This is a genomic window from Streptomyces griseoloalbus (assembly GCA_014650015.1).
GTDB classification, from domain to species: domain Bacteria; phylum Actinomycetota; class Actinomycetes; order Streptomycetales; family Streptomycetaceae; genus Streptomyces; species Streptomyces griseoloalbus.
In genome coordinates this window covers 301,670-319,374 of the sequence record BMUD01000005.1, presented here as the reverse complement: position 1 = coordinate 319,374, position 17,705 = coordinate 301,670, and the positions used below count along the sequence as shown (strand labels likewise).

Genomic DNA, 17,705 nt, shown 5'->3' with positions numbered 1-17,705 from the left:
TCAGGGGCGGGCGATGGAGCAGACACACACCTCCCACAACGGCACGGCGACGACCACCCCCGGCGCGCAGCGCAGGGTTCTGGTGGTCGAGGACGATGCGACGATCGTGGACGCCATCGCGACCCGCCTTCGCGCCGAGGGATTTCTGGTGCAAACGGCGGGCGACGGCCCGTCCGCGGTGGACACGGCGGAGGCCTGGCAGCCCGACCTGCTGATCCTCGACATCATGCTCCCGGGCTTCGACGGCCTGGAGGTCTGCCGTCGCGTGCAGGCCCAGCGCCCGGTGCCGGTGCTGATGCTCACCGCGCGCGACGACGAGACCGACATGCTGGTCGGCCTCGGCGTCGGCGCCGACGACTACATGACGAAGCCTTTCTCCATGCGGGAACTGGCGGCACGCGTGCATGTCCTGCTGCGCCGCATGGAGCGGGCGGCCCTCGCGGCGACGACCCCGCGCAGCGGCATCCTCCGCCTCGGCGAACTGGAGATCGACCACGCGCAGCGCAGGGTGCGGGTGCGCAGCGAGGACGTCCATCTGACGCCCACGGAGTTCGACCTCCTGGTGTGCCTGGCGAACACGCCCCGCGCGGTGCTCTCCCGTGAGCAGCTGCTGGCCGAGGTCTGGGACTGGGCGGACGCCTCCGGCACCCGGACCGTCGACAGCCACATCAAGGCGCTGCGCCGGAAGATCGGCGCCGAGCGCATCCGCACCGTGCACGGCGTGGGCTACGCCCTGGAGACGCCGACGCCATGAGCGACGGGCCGGCCGGACGCAGAGGCCCCGGGGAGCCTCAGCCCTGGGGCGGTGTACGCCCGTTCTCGATCAAGACCAAGCTGGGTGCGCTGGTCGTCGTCTCGGTCCTGATCACCACGGGGCTGTCGGTGATCGCCGTGCACACCAAGACGGAACTGCGCTTCATCACGGTCTTCTCGATGATCGCCACCCTGCTCATCACGCAGTTCGTGGCGCACTCGCTCACCGCGCCGCTGGACGACATGAACGCCGTGGCCCGGTCCATCTCGCACGGCGACTACACGCGCCGGGTGCGGGAGAACCGCCGCGACGAGCTGGGCGACCTGGCCCAGACGATCAACGCCATGGCCGACGAGCTGGAGGCCCAGGACGGCCAGCGCAAGGAGCTGGTGGCCAACGTCTCGCACGAGCTGCGCACCCCCATCGCGGGGCTGCGCGCGGTGCTGGAGAACATCGTCGACGGCGTCACCCAGGCCGATCCCGAGACGATGCGCACGGCCCTGCGGCAGACCGAGCGCCTGGGACGTCTCGTGGAGACGCTCCTGGACCTGTCCCGCCTGGACAACGGCGTCGTCCCGCTGAAGAAGCGCCGGTTCGAGGTGTGGCCGTACCTGTCCGGCGTGCTGAAGGAGGCCAACATGGTCGCCTCGGCCCGCGCGGGCATGGCCTCCGGATCGGGCAGCCACACCCGTACGGACGTCCATCTGCACCTCGACGTCTCGCCGCCGGAGCTCGTCGCGCACGCCGACCCGGAGCGCATCCACCAGGTCGTCGCCAACCTCATCGACAACGCGGTCAAGCACAGTCCGCCGCACGGCCGGGTGACGGTCAGGGCGCGGCACGGCGCCCAGCCGGAGTCACTGGAGCTGGAGGTGCTGGACGAGGGGCCCGGCATTCCGCGGACCGAGTGGCACCGCGTCTTCGAGCGGTTCAACCGCGGCAACGTCAACCGGCCGCACGGTCCGGGCAGCGACGGCGGCACCGGTCTCGGCCTGGCGATCGCCCGCTGGGCCGTCGATCTGCACGGCGGCCGGATCGGAGTGGCCGAATCCGAGCGGGGATGCCGGATTCTTATCACTCTTCCGGGAGCCTCACCCGCGTCGAATTGACGTAAGGTGCGAAGCGGAGCCGCACGATCCATCCGGGTTCGCGCTGACGGACACGTGTGATCAGGCAGAGGCCCGCGCGCGTTGCGCGCTGAGGCCCGGCCAAGCGATCCCTCATATCTCTCGAAGAACCGGAACCACGCTTGTTTCCCGCCATTTCCCGCACCGAAACACCCGCTGAGATGTGACTTACGCGACGATGAACGGGCCCGGCCTGACCTTCTCGCTCTTGGGGGCGTAGCCTTTATTTCCGCTGTCCATCACCTTGTGAAGCGGAAGAGGGCGGTTGCCGCCGTGTCGCCACAGTCCCCCAGTAACTCGAGCATCTCGACCGACACCGACCAAGCGGGCAAGAACCCCGCTGCGGCCTTCGGTGCCAACGAGTGGCTCGTCGACGAGATCTATCAGCAGTACCTCCAGGACCCGAACTCGGTGGACCGAGCCTGGTGGGACTTCTTCGCCGACTACAAGCCGGGCGCTCCTGCGACCTCGGCTCCGGCGGGTAACGCGGCCGTGGGGGCCGCGGGGACCACCGCTCAGCCGCCCGCTCCGGCCCAGCCCGCCGCGCCCGCCCCGGCGGCCGCGCGGCCCGCTGCCGCCGCACCCGTCGCGCAGCCGGCCGCTCCGGCACAGGCTCCCGCTCCGGCGCAGGCCGCCGCGCCTGCGGCTCCCGCCGCCAAGCCGGCCGCCGCGCCCGCCGCGAAGCCCAAGGCCGCGCCCTCCGGCGAGGCCAAGGCCGGCCCCGAGCAGGTCACCCTGCGCGGTCCGTCCGCCGCCGTGGCGAAGAACATGGACGCCTCCCTGGAACTGCCCACGGCCACGTCCGTGCGCGCGGTCCCGGTGAAGCTGCTGTTCGACAACCGCATCGTCATCAACAACCACCTCAAGCGGGCGCGCGGCGGGAAGATCTCCTTCACGCACCTCATCGGCTACGCCATGGTCCAGGCCATCAAGGCCATGCCGTCGATGAACCACTCGTTCGCGAAGGTGGACGGCAAGCCGACGCTGGTCAAGCCGGAGCACGTCAACCTCGGCCTCGCCATCGACCTGGTGAAGCCCAACGGCGACCGCCAGCTGGTCGTCGCGGCCATCAAGAAGGCCGAGACGCTGAACTTCTTCGAGTTCTGGCAGGCCTACGAGGACATCGTCCGTCGCGCCCGCGACAACAAGCTGACGATGGACGACTTCACCGGTGTCACGGTCTCCCTGACCAACCCCGGTGGCCTCGGCACCGTCCACTCCGTGCCGCGGCTGATGCCCGGCCAGTCGGTGATCATGGGCGTCGGCGCCATGGACTACCCGGCGGAGTTCCAGGGCACCTCCCAGGACACCCTGAACAAGCTCGGCATCTCGAAGGTCATGACGCTCACGTCGACCTACGACCACCGGGTGATCCAGGGCGCCGCCTCCGGCGAGTTCCTGCGCCAGGTCGCGAACCTCCTCCTCGGCGAGAACGACTTCTACGACGAGATCTTCGAGGCGCTGCGCATCCCCTACGAGCCGGTCCGCTGGCTCAAGGACATCGACGCCTCCCACGACGACGACGTCACCAAGGCAGCCCGCGTCTTCGAGCTGATCCACTCCTACCGGGTCCGCGGCCACGTCATGGCCGACACCGACCCGCTGGAGTACCGCCAGCGCAAGCACCCCGACCTGGACATCGTCGAGCACGGCCTCACCCTGTGGGACCTGGAGCGCGAGTTCGCCGTCGGCGGCTTCGCCGGCAAGTCCCTGATGAAGCTGCGCGACATCCTGGGCGTGCTGCGCGACTCGTACTGCCGCACCACCGGCGTCGAGTTCATGCACATCCAGGACCCCAAGCAGCGCAAGTGGATCCAGGACCGCATCGAGCGTTCGCACACCAAGCCGGAGCGCGAGGAGCAGCTGCGCATCCTGCGCCGGCTGAACGCCGCGGAGGCCTTCGAGACCTTCCTGCAGACGAAGTACGTCGGCCAGAAGCGTTTCTCCCTGGAGGGCGGCGAGTCCGTCATCCCGCTGCTCGACGCGGTGCTGGACTCGGCCGCCGAGTCCCGCCTGGACGAGGTCGTCATCGGCATGGCCCACCGCGGCCGGCTGAACGTGCTGGCCAACATCGTCGGCAAGTCGTACGCGCAGATCTTCCGCGAGTTCGAGGGCAACCTCGACCCGAAGTCGATGCACGGCTCCGGCGACGTGAAGTACCACCTGGGCGCCGAGGGCACCTTCACGGGCCTGGACGGCGAGCAGATCAAGGTCTCCCTGGTCGCCAACCCCTCGCACCTGGAGGCGGTGGACCCGGTCCTGGAGGGCGTCGCCCGCGCCAAGCAGGACATCATCGGCAAGGGCGGCACGGACTTCACCGTCCTGCCGGTGGCGATCCACGGCGACGCGGCCTTCGCGGGCCAGGGTGTGGTGGCCGAGACCCTGAACATGTCGCAGCTGCGCGGCTACCGCACCGGCGGCACGGTCCACGTCGTGATCAACAACCAGGTCGGCTTCACCGCCGCCCCCGAGTCCTCGCGTTCCTCCATGTACGCGACGGACGTGGCCCGCATGATCGAGGCCCCGATCTTCCACGTGAACGGCGACGACCCGGAGGCGGTCGTGCGCGTCGCGCGCCTGGCCTTCGAGTTCCGCCAGGCGTTCAACAAGGACGTGGTGATCGACCTCATCTGCTACCGCCGCCGCGGTCACAACGAGTCGGACAACCCGGCCTTCACCCAGCCGCTGATGTACGACCTGATCGACAAGAAGCGCTCGGTGCGCAAGCTCTACACCGAGTCCCTCATCGGTCGCGGCGACATCACCCTGGAAGAGGCCGAGCAGGCGCTGCAGGACTACCAGGGCCAGCTGGAGAAGGTCTTCACCGAGGTCCGCGAGGCCACCTCGCAGCCCGCCTCCGTGGAGTCCTCGGACCCGCAGGCCGAGTTCCCGGTCGCCGTGAACACCGCGGTGACCACGGAGGTCGTCAAGCGGATCGCCGAGTCCCAGGTGAACATCCCCGACCACATCACCGTCCACCCGCGCCTGCTGCCGCAGCTGCAGCGCCGGGCGGCGATGGTCGAGGACGGCACGATCGACTGGGGCATGGGCGAGACCCTCGCCGTCGGCTCCCTGCTGCTCGAGGGCGTGCCGGTGCGGCTGGCCGGCCAGGACTCCCAGCGCGGCACCTTCGGCCAGCGCCACGCGGTCATCATCGACCGCAGCACGGGCGAGGAGTACACGCCGCTGCAGTACCTCTCCGAGGAGCAGTCGCGGTACAACGTCTACAACTCCCTGCTGTCCGAGTACGCGGCGATGGGCTTCGAGTACGGCTACTCGCTGGCCCGCCCCGACGCGCTGGTGATGTGGGAGGCGCAGTTCGGCGACTTCGTCAACGGCGCGCAGACGGTCGTGGACGAGTTCATCTCGTCGGCGGAGCAGAAGTGGGCCCAGACCTCCGGTGTGGTCCTGCTCCTTCCCCACGGCTACGAGGGCCAGGGCCCGGACCACTCCTCGGCCCGCCCGGAGCGGTTCCTCCAGCTCTGCGCCCAGAACAACATGACGGTCGCGATGCCGACGTCGCCGTCGAACTACTTCCACCTCCTGCGGTGGCAGGTGCACAACCCGCACCACAAGCCGCTGGTCGTCTTCACCCCGAAGTCGATGCTGCGTCTGAAGGCCGCGGCGTCGAAGGCGGAGGAGTTCACCACGGGCCAGTTCCGCCCGGTCATCGGTGACGACTCGGTCGACCCGGCCGCGGTGAAGAAGGTCGTCTTCTGCGCCGGCAAGGTCTACTACGACCTGGAGGCCGAGCGGCAGAAGCGCGGCGCGACGGACACGGCGATCATCCGCATCGAGCGCCTGTACCCGCTGCCGGGTGCCGAGCTCCAGGCGGAGATCAAGAAGTACCCGAACGCCGAGAAGTACCTGTGGGCCCAGGAGGAGCCGGCGAACCAGGGTGCCTGGCCGTTCATCGCGCTCAACCTGATCGACCACCTGGACCTGGCGGTCGGCGCCGACATCCCGCACGACGAGCGTCTGCGCCGCATCTCGCGGCCGCACGGCTCGTCGCCGGCGGTCGGCTCCGCCAAGCGCCACCAGGCGGAGCAGGAGCAGCTGGTGCGCGAGGTCTTCGACGCGTAGCCTCCAAGCCGTGCGCAGGCGGGCCGCACCCCTTCCCAGGGGGTGCGGCCCGTCCGTTTTCCCGCACATATCCTTGTCCTCATGTACTTCACGGACCGTGGCATCGAGGAACTGGAGAAGCGGCGCGGCGAGGAGGAGGTCACCTTCGAGTGGCTGGCCGAACAACTCCGCACGTTCGTCGACCTCAACCCCGACTTCGAGGTCCCGGTGGAACGCCTGGCGACGTGGCTGGCCCGCCTGGACGACGAGGACGACGAGTAGGGTTCCCCGGCCTCCGGTGAGGCGATGGCCGCGCGGCCCTGCCACGGCGGCACACCCGCGCTCACCGCGGAGGGCCCCGCGGCGAGGGCGACAGCCGCGCGGGAACTGCCTCTGTCGCACGCCCGCGCCGCGAGCGAGCCTCCGGTGCGGAGCGACAGCCACGCGGCCTGCCCCCTCTGTAGCGCGCCCCCGCCGCAGCGCCCCTACCTCCCCAACCTCACGCACCGGCCGCGGGCGCGTGCCGCACGGGGCCCGGGAAGCGCCGAGCGGCGCAGCAGGCAGCGGCCATCAGGAGGGGGCGCGCTTCCTCCCGGCCACCGCCGCGATGCCGCCGAGTGCCGACCACGACCGCCGACGGGGAGGCCGACGGCCAGTTGGGCGAGGGCCGGGGTGTGGGTCGCGGGCATGGCGGGGCGGCGACGGCGGGGCGGCGACGGCGGGGCGGCGACGGCGGGGCGGGGGCCGGTCCGCGGGCGGTGGTGCCCCCGACGGCGCTCCGCCCTCCCGCTCCTCGGCGGACCGGGCGCCGCGCTGGATGCGGGCGGCCTGGAAGAGACGGTCGGCGGGCTCGCCGGGGACGAGGCCCGGGGGCGCGAGGACGCCCACGCGGGTGAGAGGACCGCCCGGACGCCGCTCAGCCGGGCCGGCGCGTCGGCGGCGGGGTCGGGCTCGGTCACGGGTCGAGGGTCTGCACATCCCGTACGGGGCCGAGCCCCAGCCGGGTGGCGAAGGTGCGCATCGCCTCGTCCTCACCCCCGGGGTGCCGTTCGCCCGCCGGCCACACATGACCGACGGGACGGCGGAAGCCGGGGGCGAGGCTGAACCCGGCGCGGTCGGCGTCCCACCACGGCGCGATCACGGGCCAGGGCGCGTGGTCACACGCCAGGCCGATTCGGCCGGACCGCATGACGACTGATCACCAGAACGAGTGTCTTGACTTTCCCTCGCCGCGATATATCGTGAATCACGTAAGACGCGATATGGCGCGTCGGGTTCGTCCCCCAGGAGGTCGTCACCATGTCCGAGTGGTCCGTCGCCGAGCCCACGAAGCTCACCTTCGACGCGCCCGTGAGCGAGCTCCACGTACGCATCGTCAACGGAACGGTGAACGTCGTGGGGACCGACGAGGGTTCCGCCCGCCTGGAGGTCTCCGACGTGGAAGGGCCACCCCTGGTGATCACCCAGAAGGACGGCACCCTCACCGTCGCCTACGACGACCTGCCCTGGAAGGGCTTCCTCAAGTGGCTGGACCCCAAGGGCTGGCGCCGCAGCGCGGTGGTCTCCCTGACCGTCCCGGCGCAGACCCGGGTGGAGGTGGGCGTGGTCGGTGCCGGCGCCGTCGTCTCCGGCATCCGGGGCCCCGCGGTGCTGAAGGGCGTCGCGGGTGACACCGCCCTGGTCGCCCTCTCCGGCCCGGTCCGCGCGGACACGGTGTCCGGAAACGTGGAGGCCCAGTCCGTCACCGGCGACCTCCGCTTCGCCTCCGTCTCCGGCGACCTCACCGTCGTCGAGGGCTCCGGCTCCTCCGTGCGGGCGGACACGGTCAGCGGCTCCATGATCGTGGACCTCGATCCCGACGGCCCCACCGACGTCCGGCTGTCCAGCATCTCGGGCGAGATCGCCATCCGGCTGCCCGATCCGGCGGACGCCGAGGTCGAGGCCAACACCGCGAGCGGCGCCATCTCCAACGCCTTCGACGACCTCCGGGTGCAGGGCCAGTGGGGCGCCCACAAACTCACCGGCCGCCTCGGCGCGGGCAGCGGCAAGCTGCGGGCCACCACCGTCTCCGGCTCCATCGCGCTGCTGCGCCGCCCGGGCAGGGAGGACGAGCCCGAGCCGCGGGACGGCTCGGGAGACAATGCCGGTACGACCGACAAGAAGGTGCTCTGACATGCCTCCCGTCTTCGCCCACGGACGCCTCCGCCTCTACCTGCTGAAGCTGCTGGACGAGGCCCCGCGCCACGGCTACGAGGTGATCCGCCTCCTGGAGGAGCGCTTCCAGGGGCTGTACGCCCCCTCAGCGGGCACGGTCTATCCGCGACTGGCCAAGCTGGAGGCGGAGGGCCTGGTCACCCACACCACCGAGGGCGGCCGCAAGGTGTACTCCATCACGGACGCCGGCCGCGCCGAACTCGCCGACCGCAGCGGCGAGCTGGCCGACCTGGAGCTGGAGATCCGGGAGTCGGTCGCCGAGCTGGCCGCCGAGATCCGGGCCGACGTCAGCGGCGCGGCGGGCGATCTGCGCCGTGAGATGCGGGCCGCGGCCGGCAAGGCCCGCCAGTCCCGCAGCGGTGGAGCGGACGGCGGCGAGGAGGGCGTCGTCGGCGACTTCTCGGTCTTCGGCGACAGCGAGGCCTGGCGCGCCGCCAAGGAGGAGATGCGCCGCGCCAAGCAGGAGTGGAAGGAACAGGCCCGGCGCGCCAAGGACGAGAGCCGCCGCTCCCGCGAGGAGGCCCAGCGGGCCCGCCGCCAGGCCAAGGAGGCCCAGGACAGGGCGCAGGAGGAGGTGCAGCGCATCATGCGACAGGTCCAGGAGCAGGTGCAGGACCACTTCGCCCGGGGCGACTGGCCGACCGGGCTGCGCGAGGGCCTGGGCGAACTGGCCAAGGAGATGAGCGGGTTCGGCAAGGACTTCGCCTTCGGCCGGACCGGCACGGGGAGTTCGGGCCGCGCCTCCCAGCCGTCGTACTCCCGGACCCCCGAGGACTTCCCCGCCGAGTACACCCCGGCCTGGGCCCACGAGGACGCCTCCGAGTCCACCGGTGACCCGGCCCGCGACCTGGACCGTCTGCTGGACCGCTTCCGGGACGACATCCGGGACGCGGCCCGTGACCAGGGCATCACCGCGGACCAGCTCCGTGACGCCCGCAGCCATCTGTCCACGGCGGCGGCACGGATCGGGGCGATGCTGCGCACGCCGAAGCCCTGAGCCGCCCGGGCCGCCCCGCCCCCTCCGACCCGCCGTGTCAGCCCGCCTTGGCCTCGCCGCCTCCGTACAGCACCCGGATCACGGACGCGTACGTCACCCCGCGATCGGCGAGGACCTCGGCGGGGACGCCGGGGCGGGCGGTCAGGGCGAGCAGGATGTGCTCGTCGCCGATGTGCCGGTCCCGCCGGGCCACGGCGACCCGCAGCGCCCTCTCGAGCACATCCTTGGCGCCCCTGCTGAAGCTGCTGCGCCCCGCCCACCAGCCCTTGTCCGCGCGGTCGCCGGACATCGCCCCGACACCATGGGTCTCCTCCACCCGGGCGACGACCTCCGAGACGTCGATCCCGAGTCCGGCGAGGGCATCGGTCTCGGCCCGGGACAGACCGGCACGGCGCCGCGCCTCCTCCAGGCCCCGGCGCACCGACTCCTTGCGCTCGCCCAGCCCGAGGGCCGCCAGCGCGAAGGACGCGCGGCTTCCCTCACGGTCCAGCAGGGCGAGCAGCAGGTGTTCGGGGTCGACCGTCCCTGCCCGCACCCCTTCGACGTGCTCGACCGCCCCCTTCACCACCTCACGGGCGTCCTTCGTGAACCGCTCGAACATCAATGCCTCCCGTACTTCTTGTGCACGGCCTGCCTGCTCACCCCGAGCTCGGTGGCGATCTCCTGCCACGACCAGCCCTGATGGCGCGCGTTGCGCACCTGCACGGTCTCCAGTTGTTCGAGCAGCCTGCGCAGCGCGGCGACGGCCCGCAGGCCGACCCGTGGATCGCGGTCACCCGCACGCTCGGCGAGGTTGGTTGCCTCAGTCATGATGTCAACCTACGTTGACACCCGCCTCGCGTCAACCCCAGTTGACATGCCGACGGCCGGCCCGGAGTACCGGACCGGCCGTCGACGCGAACCGCTGCCCTCAGGGGCCGGTGAGCACGATCTTCCCGAACTGCCCGCCGGTCTCCATCCGTTCGAAGCCCTCCCGCGCCCGGTCCATGGGCAGCACCTCGTCGATGACGGGCCGCACCCCGGTGTCGGCACAGAAGGAGAGCAGGTCCTCCAGCTCGTCCTTGGTCCCCATCGTCGACCCGACGATCCTGAGCTCCAGGAAGAAGATCCGGGTCAGCTCGGCGTGCGAGGGCCGGTCACCACTGGTGGCACCGGAGATCACCAGCGTGCCGCCGGGGCGCAGCGACTTCACCGAGTGGGACCAGGTGGCCGCCCCCACGGTCTCGATCACCGCGTCGACCCGCTGCGGCAGCCGCGCACCGGGCTCCAGCGCCTCCACGGCCCCGAGTTCCAGCGCCCGCTTCCGCTTGGCCTCGTCCCGGCTGGTGGCGAAGACCCGCAGCCCCGCGGCCTTGCCGAGCGCGATGGCGGCGGTGGCGACCCCGCCCCCGGCGCCCTGCACCAGCACGGAGTCGCCGGGCCGCACCCCCGCGTTGGTGAACAGCATCCGGTACGCCGTCAGCCACGCGGTCGGCAGACAGGCGGCCTCCTCGAAGGAGAGCTCCTTCGGCTTGGGCAGGACGTTCCAGGTGGGCACGGCGACCTGCTCGGCGAATGTGCCCTGATACCGCTCGGTGAGGATGGACCGGGGTTCCTTGGGCCCCACCCCGTGACCGCTCTGTCCGATCACCGAGTGCAGGACGACCTCGTTGCCGTCCTCGTCGACACCGGCGGCGTCGCAGCCGAGGATCATCGGCAGCTTGTCCTCCGCGAGGCCCACGCCCCGCAGGGACCAGAGGTCGTGATGGTTGAGGGAGGCGGCCTTGACCGTGACGGTGCTCCAGCCGGGCCGGGCTTCGGGAGAGGGGCGCTCCCCCAGCTCCAGACCGGTGAGCGGTTGGTCGCGGTCGATTCGGGAGGCGTAGACGGCGAACATGACCTTGACGATAGGTTCCCCGCCCCGCCGGCGGAACCAGGGACCGCTGTGAGACACGCCCTCTTGCCACCGGACGACGGCACCCACCCGGTCGGAGCAGTGCCCGGGCAAAGGATTGGCCCCGTCCACCTGGACGGGGCCAACGAGGAACGCGCGCGCCTCAGCGGCGGGCGACCCCTTCCGCCCGGGCGGCCGCGGCCACCGCCGCCGTCACCGCGGGGGCGACCCGCTCGTCGAACGGGGACGGGATGACGTAGTCGGCGGCGAGGTCGTCACCGACCACCGCGGCCAGCGCCTCGGCGGCGGCCAGCTTCATCCCCTCGGTGATCCGGGAGGCGCGCACCTGCAGCGCCCCCGCGAAGATCCCCGGGAACGCCAGCACGTTGTTGATCTGGTTCGGGAAGTCCGACCGTCCGGTGGCCACGACCGCCGCGTACTTGTGCGCGACCTCCGGGCGGACCTCCGGGTCGGGGTTGGCCATGGCGAAGACGAACGCGCCCTCGGCCATCGACGCCACCGCCGACTCCGCCACCGTGCCACCGGAGACGCCGATGAAGACGTCGGCCCCGGCCAGCGCCGACTCCAGCGATCCCGTCAGACCGGCCTTGTTGGTGAACGACGCGAGCTCCGCCTTGATCGGCGTGAGGTCCCCGCGGTCGCGCGAGACGACGCCCTTGCGGTCGGCCACGGCGACGTCCCCGATACCGGCCTCGACCAGCATCCTGGCGATCGCCACACCGGCGGCGCCCGCGCCCGAGATCACGGCCCGCAGGTCACCGAGCGGCCGCCCGCTCAGCCGCGCGGCGTTGCGCAGCGCGGCCAGCGTCACGACCGCCGTGCCGTGCTGGTCGTCGTGGAAGACCGGGATGTCCAGCCGCTCCTGGAGCCGCTTCTCGATCTCGAAGCACCGGGGCGCGGAGATGTCCTCCAGGTTCACCCCGCCGAAGGACGGGGCGAGCCGGACCACGGTCTCGATGATCTCGTCCACGTCGGTGCAGGCCAGCGCGATCGGGACCGCGTCCACGCCGCCGAACTGCTTGAAGAGGATCGCCTTGCCCTCCATCACCGGGAGGGAGGCCTCGGGCCCGATGTCCCCGAGTCCGAGCACGGCCGTACCGTCCGTCACGACGGCGACGACCGACGACTTCCACGTGTAGTCGTGGACGAGGTCCGGCTGCTCGGCGATCGCGCTGCACACCTTCGCGACGCCGGGCGTGTAAGCCAGGGACAGATCGTCCTTGTCACGGATCGGCACGGTGGCCTGAACGGCCATCTTGCCGCCGCGGTGCAGCGCGAACGCCGGGTCGAAGGAATCGAGGGGCTCGGCCCCGCTGTCCTGCTCCGGATGACCGTCCAGGCTTTCGCTGTCGCTGCGAGGATTGACAATCTCCGCTGCCACTTGGTTCTACCCCTTAAGTATTCATGGTTTGAGGGTTGCCACTCCTGGTGAGGGGTGGGCGGGACCGCGCAAGGCCCGAAGGGTTGGTGCGTACGGGCCGAACACGACGGGCGCGCCGCACACGCGCCCTGATCCCCGGATGAGGGGTGTAGAGAACCTTCATACCGGACGGACGCCGTCGGCGACGAGTCCATAACGCGAAGGTCACATGGCGGCACCCTGAATCTTCGCCCGATATCAGGACAAGGCCTGGACGAAGTCCCAGCAACCCCACAACCACACCAAACGTCACGGCAGCCACTTCCATATCCCGGCGCAAACCGAAGATCCTCCGGCCGGAATGAAAGATTCCCGCAGACTGTCCGGCCTTGAAGGACCGAAGTGGTGCGGTCCGAGAGTCACCCGTTATCCGATTTTGACATCACGGCTCCCCTGAACAGCTCAGTCCGAATGGCAAGATGCGGTAATCACACGAGGTCGCGACACTCGAAGGCGTGTGCTCATGACCCATGGCGATGCCGCACAGGCAGTCGCCGGCCCCAAAGGCAACTCCACCCATCCGCCGGAGGAACCCACCATGACCGCAAGCACCACCCGTCGTACCACCGCCGCGCAGTCCCGGCTAGCAGCGGTCGGCGCGATCGCGGTCGCAGGCGCACTGCTTCTCACCGGCTGCGGTGACCAGACGGACAAGGGCAGCGACAGCGGCACCGCGGACACGTCCAGCGCGCCCCTGGCCGACCGGCTCCCCGCCGACATCCGCAAGGCGGGCGTCATCAAGGTGGGCTCCGACATCGCGTACCCGCCGGTCGAGTTCATGAAGGACGGCAAGGCCGCCGGCATCGACCCCGACATCGCGGCCGCCCTCGGCAAGCAGCTCGGCGTGAGGTTCGACTTCCAGAACGGCAAGTTCGACCAGCTCATCGTGGGTCTGCAGTCCAAGCGCTTCAACGTGATCATGTCCGCGATGAACGACACCAAGGACCGCCAGAACGGCATCGACTCGGACACCGGCAAGAAGGCCGGCAACGGCATCGACTTCGTCGACTACTTCACCGCCGGTACCTCGATCCTCGTCCAGAAGGGCAACCCCAAGGGCATCACGTCCCTGGACGACCTGTGCGGCCAGGTGGTGGCGCTGCAGCGCGGCACCACCTCCGAGGGCATCGCGAACGCCCAGAACAAGAAGTGCACCGAGGACGGCAAGAAGGCGATCAAGCTCCAGACCTACGACACCGACCCCGAGGCGCTGCTCCGTCTGAAGCAGGGCGCGTCCGTCGCCGACCTGAACGACTTCCCGGTCGCGGCGTACAACGCCAAGACGTCGGGCGGCGGCAAGGACTTCGAGGTGGTCGGCGACCAGATCGAGGCCGGCCCGTACGGCATCGGCGTCAGCAAGGAGAGCACCCAGCTGCGGGACGCCCTCCAGGCGGCCGTGAACGCCATCATCGAGAACGGCGAGTACACGAAGATCCTCGAGAAGTGGAACGTCACGGACGGCGCGGTGACCGAGGCGAAGATCAACGGCGGTTCCTGAACCTCGGCGACACTGAAGGGCAGTCACTGTGACAGACACGGTCGACAAGGCTCCGGCGCCGGCGGTGCCGCCGGAGCAGATCAAGGCGATCCCGGTGCGCCACTACGGCCGCTGGGTGGCCGGCGCGGTGGTCATCGCCGTGCTGGCGCTGATCGGGATCGCCTTCTCCAACGCCAACATCAACTACGGCGTCATCCCGGACTACCTCACGGACGGAACCATTCTGTCCGGCGCGTGGCACACGTTGTACATCTCCGTGCTCGCCATGCTGCTCGGCCTCGTCCTGGGCGTGATCCTCGCGGTCATGCGGATGTCGTCCAACCCGGTCACCAGCACGGTGGCCTGGTTCTACGTCTGGTTCTTCCGCGGCACGCCGGTCCTGGTCCAGCTGCTCATCTGGTACAACATCGCACTGGTGTTCCCCATCCTCAACCTGGGGTTCTACAAGGACGAGATGAACCAGGTGATGACGCCGTTCCTGGCGGCGCTGCTGGGTCTCGGCCTCAACGAGGCCGCGTACATGTCCGAGATCGTCCGGGCGGGCATCCAGTCCGTCGACGAGGGGCAGACGGAGGCGTCGCACGCGCTCGGCATGACCCGGGCGAAGACACTGCGGCGCGTGATCCTCCCGCAGGCGATGCGGGTGATCGTGCCGCCCACGGGCAACGAGTACATCAACATGCTGAAGACCTCGTCGCTCGCCTACGTGGTGCAGTTCAGCGAACTCATCAAGCGGTCCACGGACATCTCCAGCACCTCGCTCGCGGTCGTCGAGATGTACTTCGTGGCGTCCATCTGGTACCTGGCTCTCACCAGCGTCTTCAGCGTCGGCCAGTACTACCTGGAGCGCCGCTACGCCAGGGGTTCGACGCGCAGTCTGCCGCCGACGCCACTGCAGCGCCTGAAGAAGAACCTCCGCATGTTCAACTCGTTCGGCCGCCCGGAGGTGACCCGATGAGCAGTCTCGGCAAGGACGTCGCGAGCCCCACGAGCGGTCACCCGATGGTCAAGGCGGAGGGCGTCCACAAGTCCTTCGGCCTCGCGCACATCCTCAAGGGCATCGACCTCGAGGTGAACCCGCGGGAGGTGTTCTGCCTGATCGGCCCGTCCGGCTCCGGCAAGTCCACGTTCCTGCGGTGCATCAACCACCTGGAGAAGATCAGCGCCGGCCGGCTGTACGTCGACGGTCAGCTGGTCGGATACCGGCAGAAGGGCGACAAGCTCTACGAGCTCAAGGAGAGCGAGGTCGCGGCGCAGCGGCGGGACATCGGCATGGTGTTCCAGCGCTTCAACCTCTTCCCCCACATGACGGCGCTGGAGAACGTCATGGAGGCTCCGATCCAGGTCAAGCGGGAGACGCGGGCCGTCGCCCGGGAGCGCGCGCAGCGGCTGCTGGACCGGGTGGGCCTCGGTGACCGTACGGGCCACTACCCCGCCCAGCTCTCCGGTGGGCAGCAGCAGCGCGTGGCCATCGCCCGTGCGCTGGCGATGCAGCCCAAGCTGATGCTCTTCGACGAGCCGACCTCGGCGCTCGACCCGGAGCTGGTCGGCGAGGTTCTCGACGTCATGCGGGATCTCGCCGCGGACGGCATGACGATGATCGTCGTCACCCACGAGATGGGCTTCGCCCGTGAGGTGGGCGACTCGCTGGTGTTCATGGACGACGGCGTGGCCGTCGAGACCGGACACCCGAGGGACGTGCTGACGAACCCCCAGCACGAGCGCACGAAGTCGTTCCTGTCCAAGGTGCTCTGACCACGGACAGGCGGGCGCACGGCCGAGGGGCGGTACGGACTTCCGTACCGCCCCTCGGCCGTGCACGACCTACTTCAGCGCCAGCAGCAGGGTGTCCGAGGGCGAGCACCACACCGGGCGCGCCTCGCCGAAGCCCTTGTCGCGCAGCACGCGGGCGTGCCAGGCCACCGGTGGCATGTCGCCGTCGGCGTGCTCGCCGTAGATCTCGTAGCGCCGGGCCGTGGGGCCGGCGAGGACCGGGTCCTCGGCGGCGAGCTGCCACCACTGGGCCCAGTCGAGGGCGCCGTCCCGCTTGGCCTGATCCATGCGGGCGTGGCGCTGTGCGCGCTCGGCCGCGTTGATCCGGGGCGTGCTGTCGTCGATCATGTGGTCCGCGTTCATGAAGACACCGCCGTCGCGCACCAGACCCGCGATGTGCCCGTAGAGGTCCGCGAGGGGTTCCTGGTGCAGCCAGTGCAGGGCGGTCGCGGTCAGTACGGCGTCGTAGGAGTCGTACGGCAGTGCCGCCGTCCACTCGGGGTCCTTGAGGTCGGCCGTCACGAAGGAGACCCGGTCGTCCCCCGCGAAGGTGCCCTCGGCGATGGCGAGCAGCGCCGGGTCGAGGTCGACGCCGGTGCTGGTGGCGTCGGGGAACCGGGCGAGCAGCCGGGCCGTGATGCTGCCCGTGCCGCAGGCGAGGTCCAGCACTCGTGGGGAGGTGCCGACGAGGGCCTCCACCATGTCGAGCATGACCCGGAACCGTTCCTCGCGGTCGGGCATGTACCACTCCTGCTGCCGGTCCCAGCTCTCCTGCCAGGCGTGCCAGTCCGTGGCGGCCGTCGTGGTGGTGTTCGTGTCCGTCATCGGGCCCCTCCCGCGTCTGCGTCCCGTAATACCCTTGAAGCACGATCATCCATTACCCGACCGCACGCACGACCCTAGAGCCCCTGCGTAAGGACTACAAGTGGAACTGGCCTATTACTCGGATTACGCCGTACGCCTCGTCAACACCGAGGAGCCGGCCCGGGGGAAGGACATGCTGACCTCGGTCGAGGCCGTCCGCGATCTGTTCGGCGCGAACCAGTCGGCCGCGCGGCGCACCACCGACGCCGATGTGACGCGGTTCCGCTCGGTCCGCGCCCGGCTGCGCGCGGTCTTCGACGCGGCGGACGGCGGCGACGAGACACTCGCCGTCGACCTGCTGAACTCGCTGCTGCTGGAGTTCCCGGTGAGCCCGCAGATCTCCGGGCACGACTTCCGCGACGACGACGGCCGCCCGCTGTGGCACATGCACCTGGCCGACCACCCGTCCAACGCGACCGCGGGCTACGCCGCCATCGCCGCGATGGGCCTGGCCTTCCACCTCACCGAGTACGGCGTGGACCGCCTCGGTCTCTGCGAGGCGTCACCCTGCCGCAACGCCTACCTGGACACCTCGACCAACCGCTCCCGGCGCTACTGCTCCGACCGCTGCGCCACCCGCGCCAACGTGGCCGCCTACCGCGCCCGCAAACGCCTGGAGGCCGACCGGTCGGAGAACACCGGCCGCGCCGACGACAGCGCCCAGCCCACCACGGCCAGCGGCGAGCGCCGCTCGGGCCTGCGCGGCCGGTAGCGGAAGCGGACCCGGCCGAGCACCAGCTCGTCCGGCACGACCCCGTAGTCCGTGCTGTCACCGCCCGCGTACGCGTTGTCCCCGAGCACCCACCAGCCGCCCTCACGCCGCTCGGCGGCCCGTTTGACGACGAGCAGGTCCTGCTGGAACGGATGCCGCAGCACGATCACGTCGCCGCGTTTGACCCGGGCACCGTAGTGCACCAGCAGCCGGTCCCCGTGGTGCAGCGTGGGCACCATGGACGGCCCCGTCACCTCGGCCACCCCGAAGGGCAGCGGCGCCCTCGCCCGCTCGGCGTCCTGCGACAGCTCCGGCATCACCCGGCACCTCCCCGGTTCTTCCTCCACCAGTCTCAGTCTGACCGTTCCCGAGGGGCGAGCGGGAGTGAGC

17 protein-coding genes are annotated in these 17,705 nt (G+C 70.4%); 10 read left to right on the top strand and 7 right to left on the bottom strand.

Going from position 1 to position 17,705, the window contains the following annotated elements; genetic code table 11:
• Window positions 1-13: 13 nt before the first annotated feature.
• The 4 genes from IE178_RS10430 to IE178_RS10415 all read left to right on the top strand — a co-directional run bounded on the left by IE178_RS10430 (window position 14) and on the right by IE178_RS10415 (window position 6,225).
• Window positions 14-754, top strand: a complete 741-nt coding sequence (locus IE178_RS10430) for a response regulator transcription factor (RefSeq protein ID WP_019522934.1) — start codon at window positions 14-16, stop codon at window positions 752-754.
• Entirely contained in the window at window positions 751-1,863 is a 1,113-nt protein-coding gene (locus IE178_RS10425) for a HAMP domain-containing sensor histidine kinase (protein WP_184764615.1), read from the top strand. Before IE178_RS10430 ends, IE178_RS10425 begins: the two co-directional genes overlap by 4 nt.
• 291 nt (window positions 1,864-2,154) lie before the next feature.
• Window positions 2,155-5,964 carry a multifunctional oxoglutarate decarboxylase/oxoglutarate dehydrogenase thiamine pyrophosphate-binding subunit/dihydrolipoyllysine-residue succinyltransferase subunit gene (locus IE178_RS10420; protein WP_193512032.1) on the top strand — a complete coding sequence of 1,270 codons (3,810 nt, stop codon included), beginning with the start codon at window positions 2,155-2,157 and terminating at the stop codon, window positions 5,962-5,964.
• Between the two features lie 81 nt (window positions 5,965-6,045).
• On the top strand, window positions 6,046-6,225 hold the full coding sequence (locus IE178_RS10415) for a DUF6104 family protein (RefSeq protein ID WP_003992906.1): 180 nt from the start codon (window positions 6,046-6,048) through the stop codon (window positions 6,223-6,225).
• 673 nt (window positions 6,226-6,898) lie between these two features.
• Here the strand turns inward: IE178_RS10415 and IE178_RS36910 are convergent.
• Window positions 6,899-7,132 carry a hypothetical protein gene (locus IE178_RS36910; RefSeq protein WP_184764618.1) on the bottom strand — a complete coding sequence of 78 codons (234 nt, stop codon included), beginning with the start codon at window positions 7,130-7,132 and terminating at the stop codon, window positions 6,899-6,901.
• 110 nt (window positions 7,133-7,242) lie between these two features.
• On the opposite strand from IE178_RS36910, the gene IE178_RS10405 reads away from it, so the two are divergent.
• Together IE178_RS10405 and IE178_RS10400 are read left to right on the top strand one after the other, a co-directional pair.
• Window positions 7,243-8,115 (top strand): DUF4097 family beta strand repeat-containing protein, encoded by an 873-nt coding sequence (locus IE178_RS10405; protein WP_184764619.1) that lies wholly within the window; start codon window positions 7,243-7,245, stop codon window positions 8,113-8,115.
• A 1-nt stretch (window position 8,116) separates the two neighbouring features.
• A complete protein-coding gene (locus tag IE178_RS10400) occupies window positions 8,117-9,154 on the top strand; it encodes a helix-turn-helix transcriptional regulator (RefSeq protein WP_193512031.1) in 1,038 nt (345 codons plus the stop codon).
• A gap of 37 nt (window positions 9,155-9,191) precedes the next feature.
• Here the strand turns inward: IE178_RS10400 and IE178_RS10395 are convergent, their stop codons facing one another.
• The 4 genes from IE178_RS10395 to IE178_RS10380 all read right to left on the bottom strand — a co-directional run bounded on the left by IE178_RS10395 (window position 9,192) and on the right by IE178_RS10380 (window position 12,429).
• Window positions 9,192-9,755, bottom strand: a complete 564-nt coding sequence (locus IE178_RS10395; RefSeq protein ID WP_193512030.1) for a Clp protease N-terminal domain-containing protein — start codon at window positions 9,753-9,755, stop codon at window positions 9,192-9,194.
• Window positions 9,755-9,964, bottom strand: a complete 210-nt coding sequence (locus IE178_RS10390) for an HTH domain-containing protein (RefSeq protein ID WP_184764622.1) — start codon at window positions 9,962-9,964, stop codon at window positions 9,755-9,757. The genes IE178_RS10395 and IE178_RS10390 overlap by 1 nt, the downstream gene beginning before the upstream one ends.
• 100 nt (window positions 9,965-10,064) lie before the next feature.
• Window positions 10,065-11,030 carry a zinc-binding dehydrogenase gene (locus IE178_RS10385; RefSeq protein WP_193512029.1) on the bottom strand — a complete coding sequence of 322 codons (966 nt, stop codon included), beginning with the start codon at window positions 11,028-11,030 and terminating at the stop codon, window positions 10,065-10,067.
• 160 nt (window positions 11,031-11,190) lie between these two features.
• Window positions 11,191-12,429, bottom strand: coding sequence for an NAD(P)-dependent malic enzyme (locus IE178_RS10380; protein WP_184764624.1), 1,239 nt, complete (start codon window positions 12,427-12,429; stop codon window positions 11,191-11,193).
• A gap of 577 nt (window positions 12,430-13,006) precedes the next feature.
• Here IE178_RS10380 and IE178_RS10375 point away from each other — a divergent pair.
• From IE178_RS10375 to IE178_RS10365, 3 genes are read left to right on the top strand one after another with little or no spacing between them, the layout of a single operon-like run.
• Window positions 13,007-13,966, top strand: coding sequence for an ABC transporter substrate-binding protein (locus IE178_RS10375; protein WP_184764625.1), 960 nt, complete (start codon window positions 13,007-13,009; stop codon window positions 13,964-13,966).
• Window positions 13,967-13,994: 28 nt separating this feature from the next.
• Window positions 13,995-14,924 (top strand): amino acid ABC transporter permease, encoded by a 930-nt coding sequence (locus IE178_RS10370; protein ID WP_193512028.1) that lies wholly within the window; start codon window positions 13,995-13,997, stop codon window positions 14,922-14,924.
• Window positions 14,921-15,721 (top strand): amino acid ABC transporter ATP-binding protein, encoded by an 801-nt coding sequence (locus IE178_RS10365; RefSeq protein WP_318279961.1) that lies wholly within the window; start codon window positions 14,921-14,923, stop codon window positions 15,719-15,721. Before IE178_RS10370 ends, IE178_RS10365 begins: the two co-directional genes overlap by 4 nt.
• A gap of 69 nt (window positions 15,722-15,790) precedes the next feature.
• Here the strand turns inward: IE178_RS10365 and IE178_RS10360 are convergent, their stop codons facing one another.
• Window positions 15,791-16,564 carry a class I SAM-dependent methyltransferase gene (locus tag IE178_RS10360; protein ID WP_184764627.1) on the bottom strand — a complete coding sequence of 258 codons (774 nt, stop codon included), beginning with the start codon at window positions 16,562-16,564 and terminating at the stop codon, window positions 15,791-15,793.
• Between the two features lie 100 nt (window positions 16,565-16,664).
• On the opposite strand from IE178_RS10360, the gene IE178_RS10355 reads away from it, so the two are divergent.
• Window positions 16,665-17,315 (top strand): CGNR zinc finger domain-containing protein, encoded by a 651-nt coding sequence (locus tag IE178_RS10355; RefSeq protein ID WP_184764628.1) that lies wholly within the window; start codon window positions 16,665-16,667, stop codon window positions 17,313-17,315.
• On the opposite strand, the gene sodX is transcribed toward IE178_RS10355, so the two are convergent.
• A complete protein-coding gene (gene sodX / locus IE178_RS10350) occupies window positions 17,198-17,632 on the bottom strand; it encodes a nickel-type superoxide dismutase maturation protease (RefSeq protein WP_184764629.1) in 435 nt (144 codons plus the stop codon). The two genes, IE178_RS10355 and sodX, sit on opposite strands and share 118 nt — an antisense overlap.
• Between the last annotated feature and the right edge of the window lie 73 nt (window positions 17,633-17,705).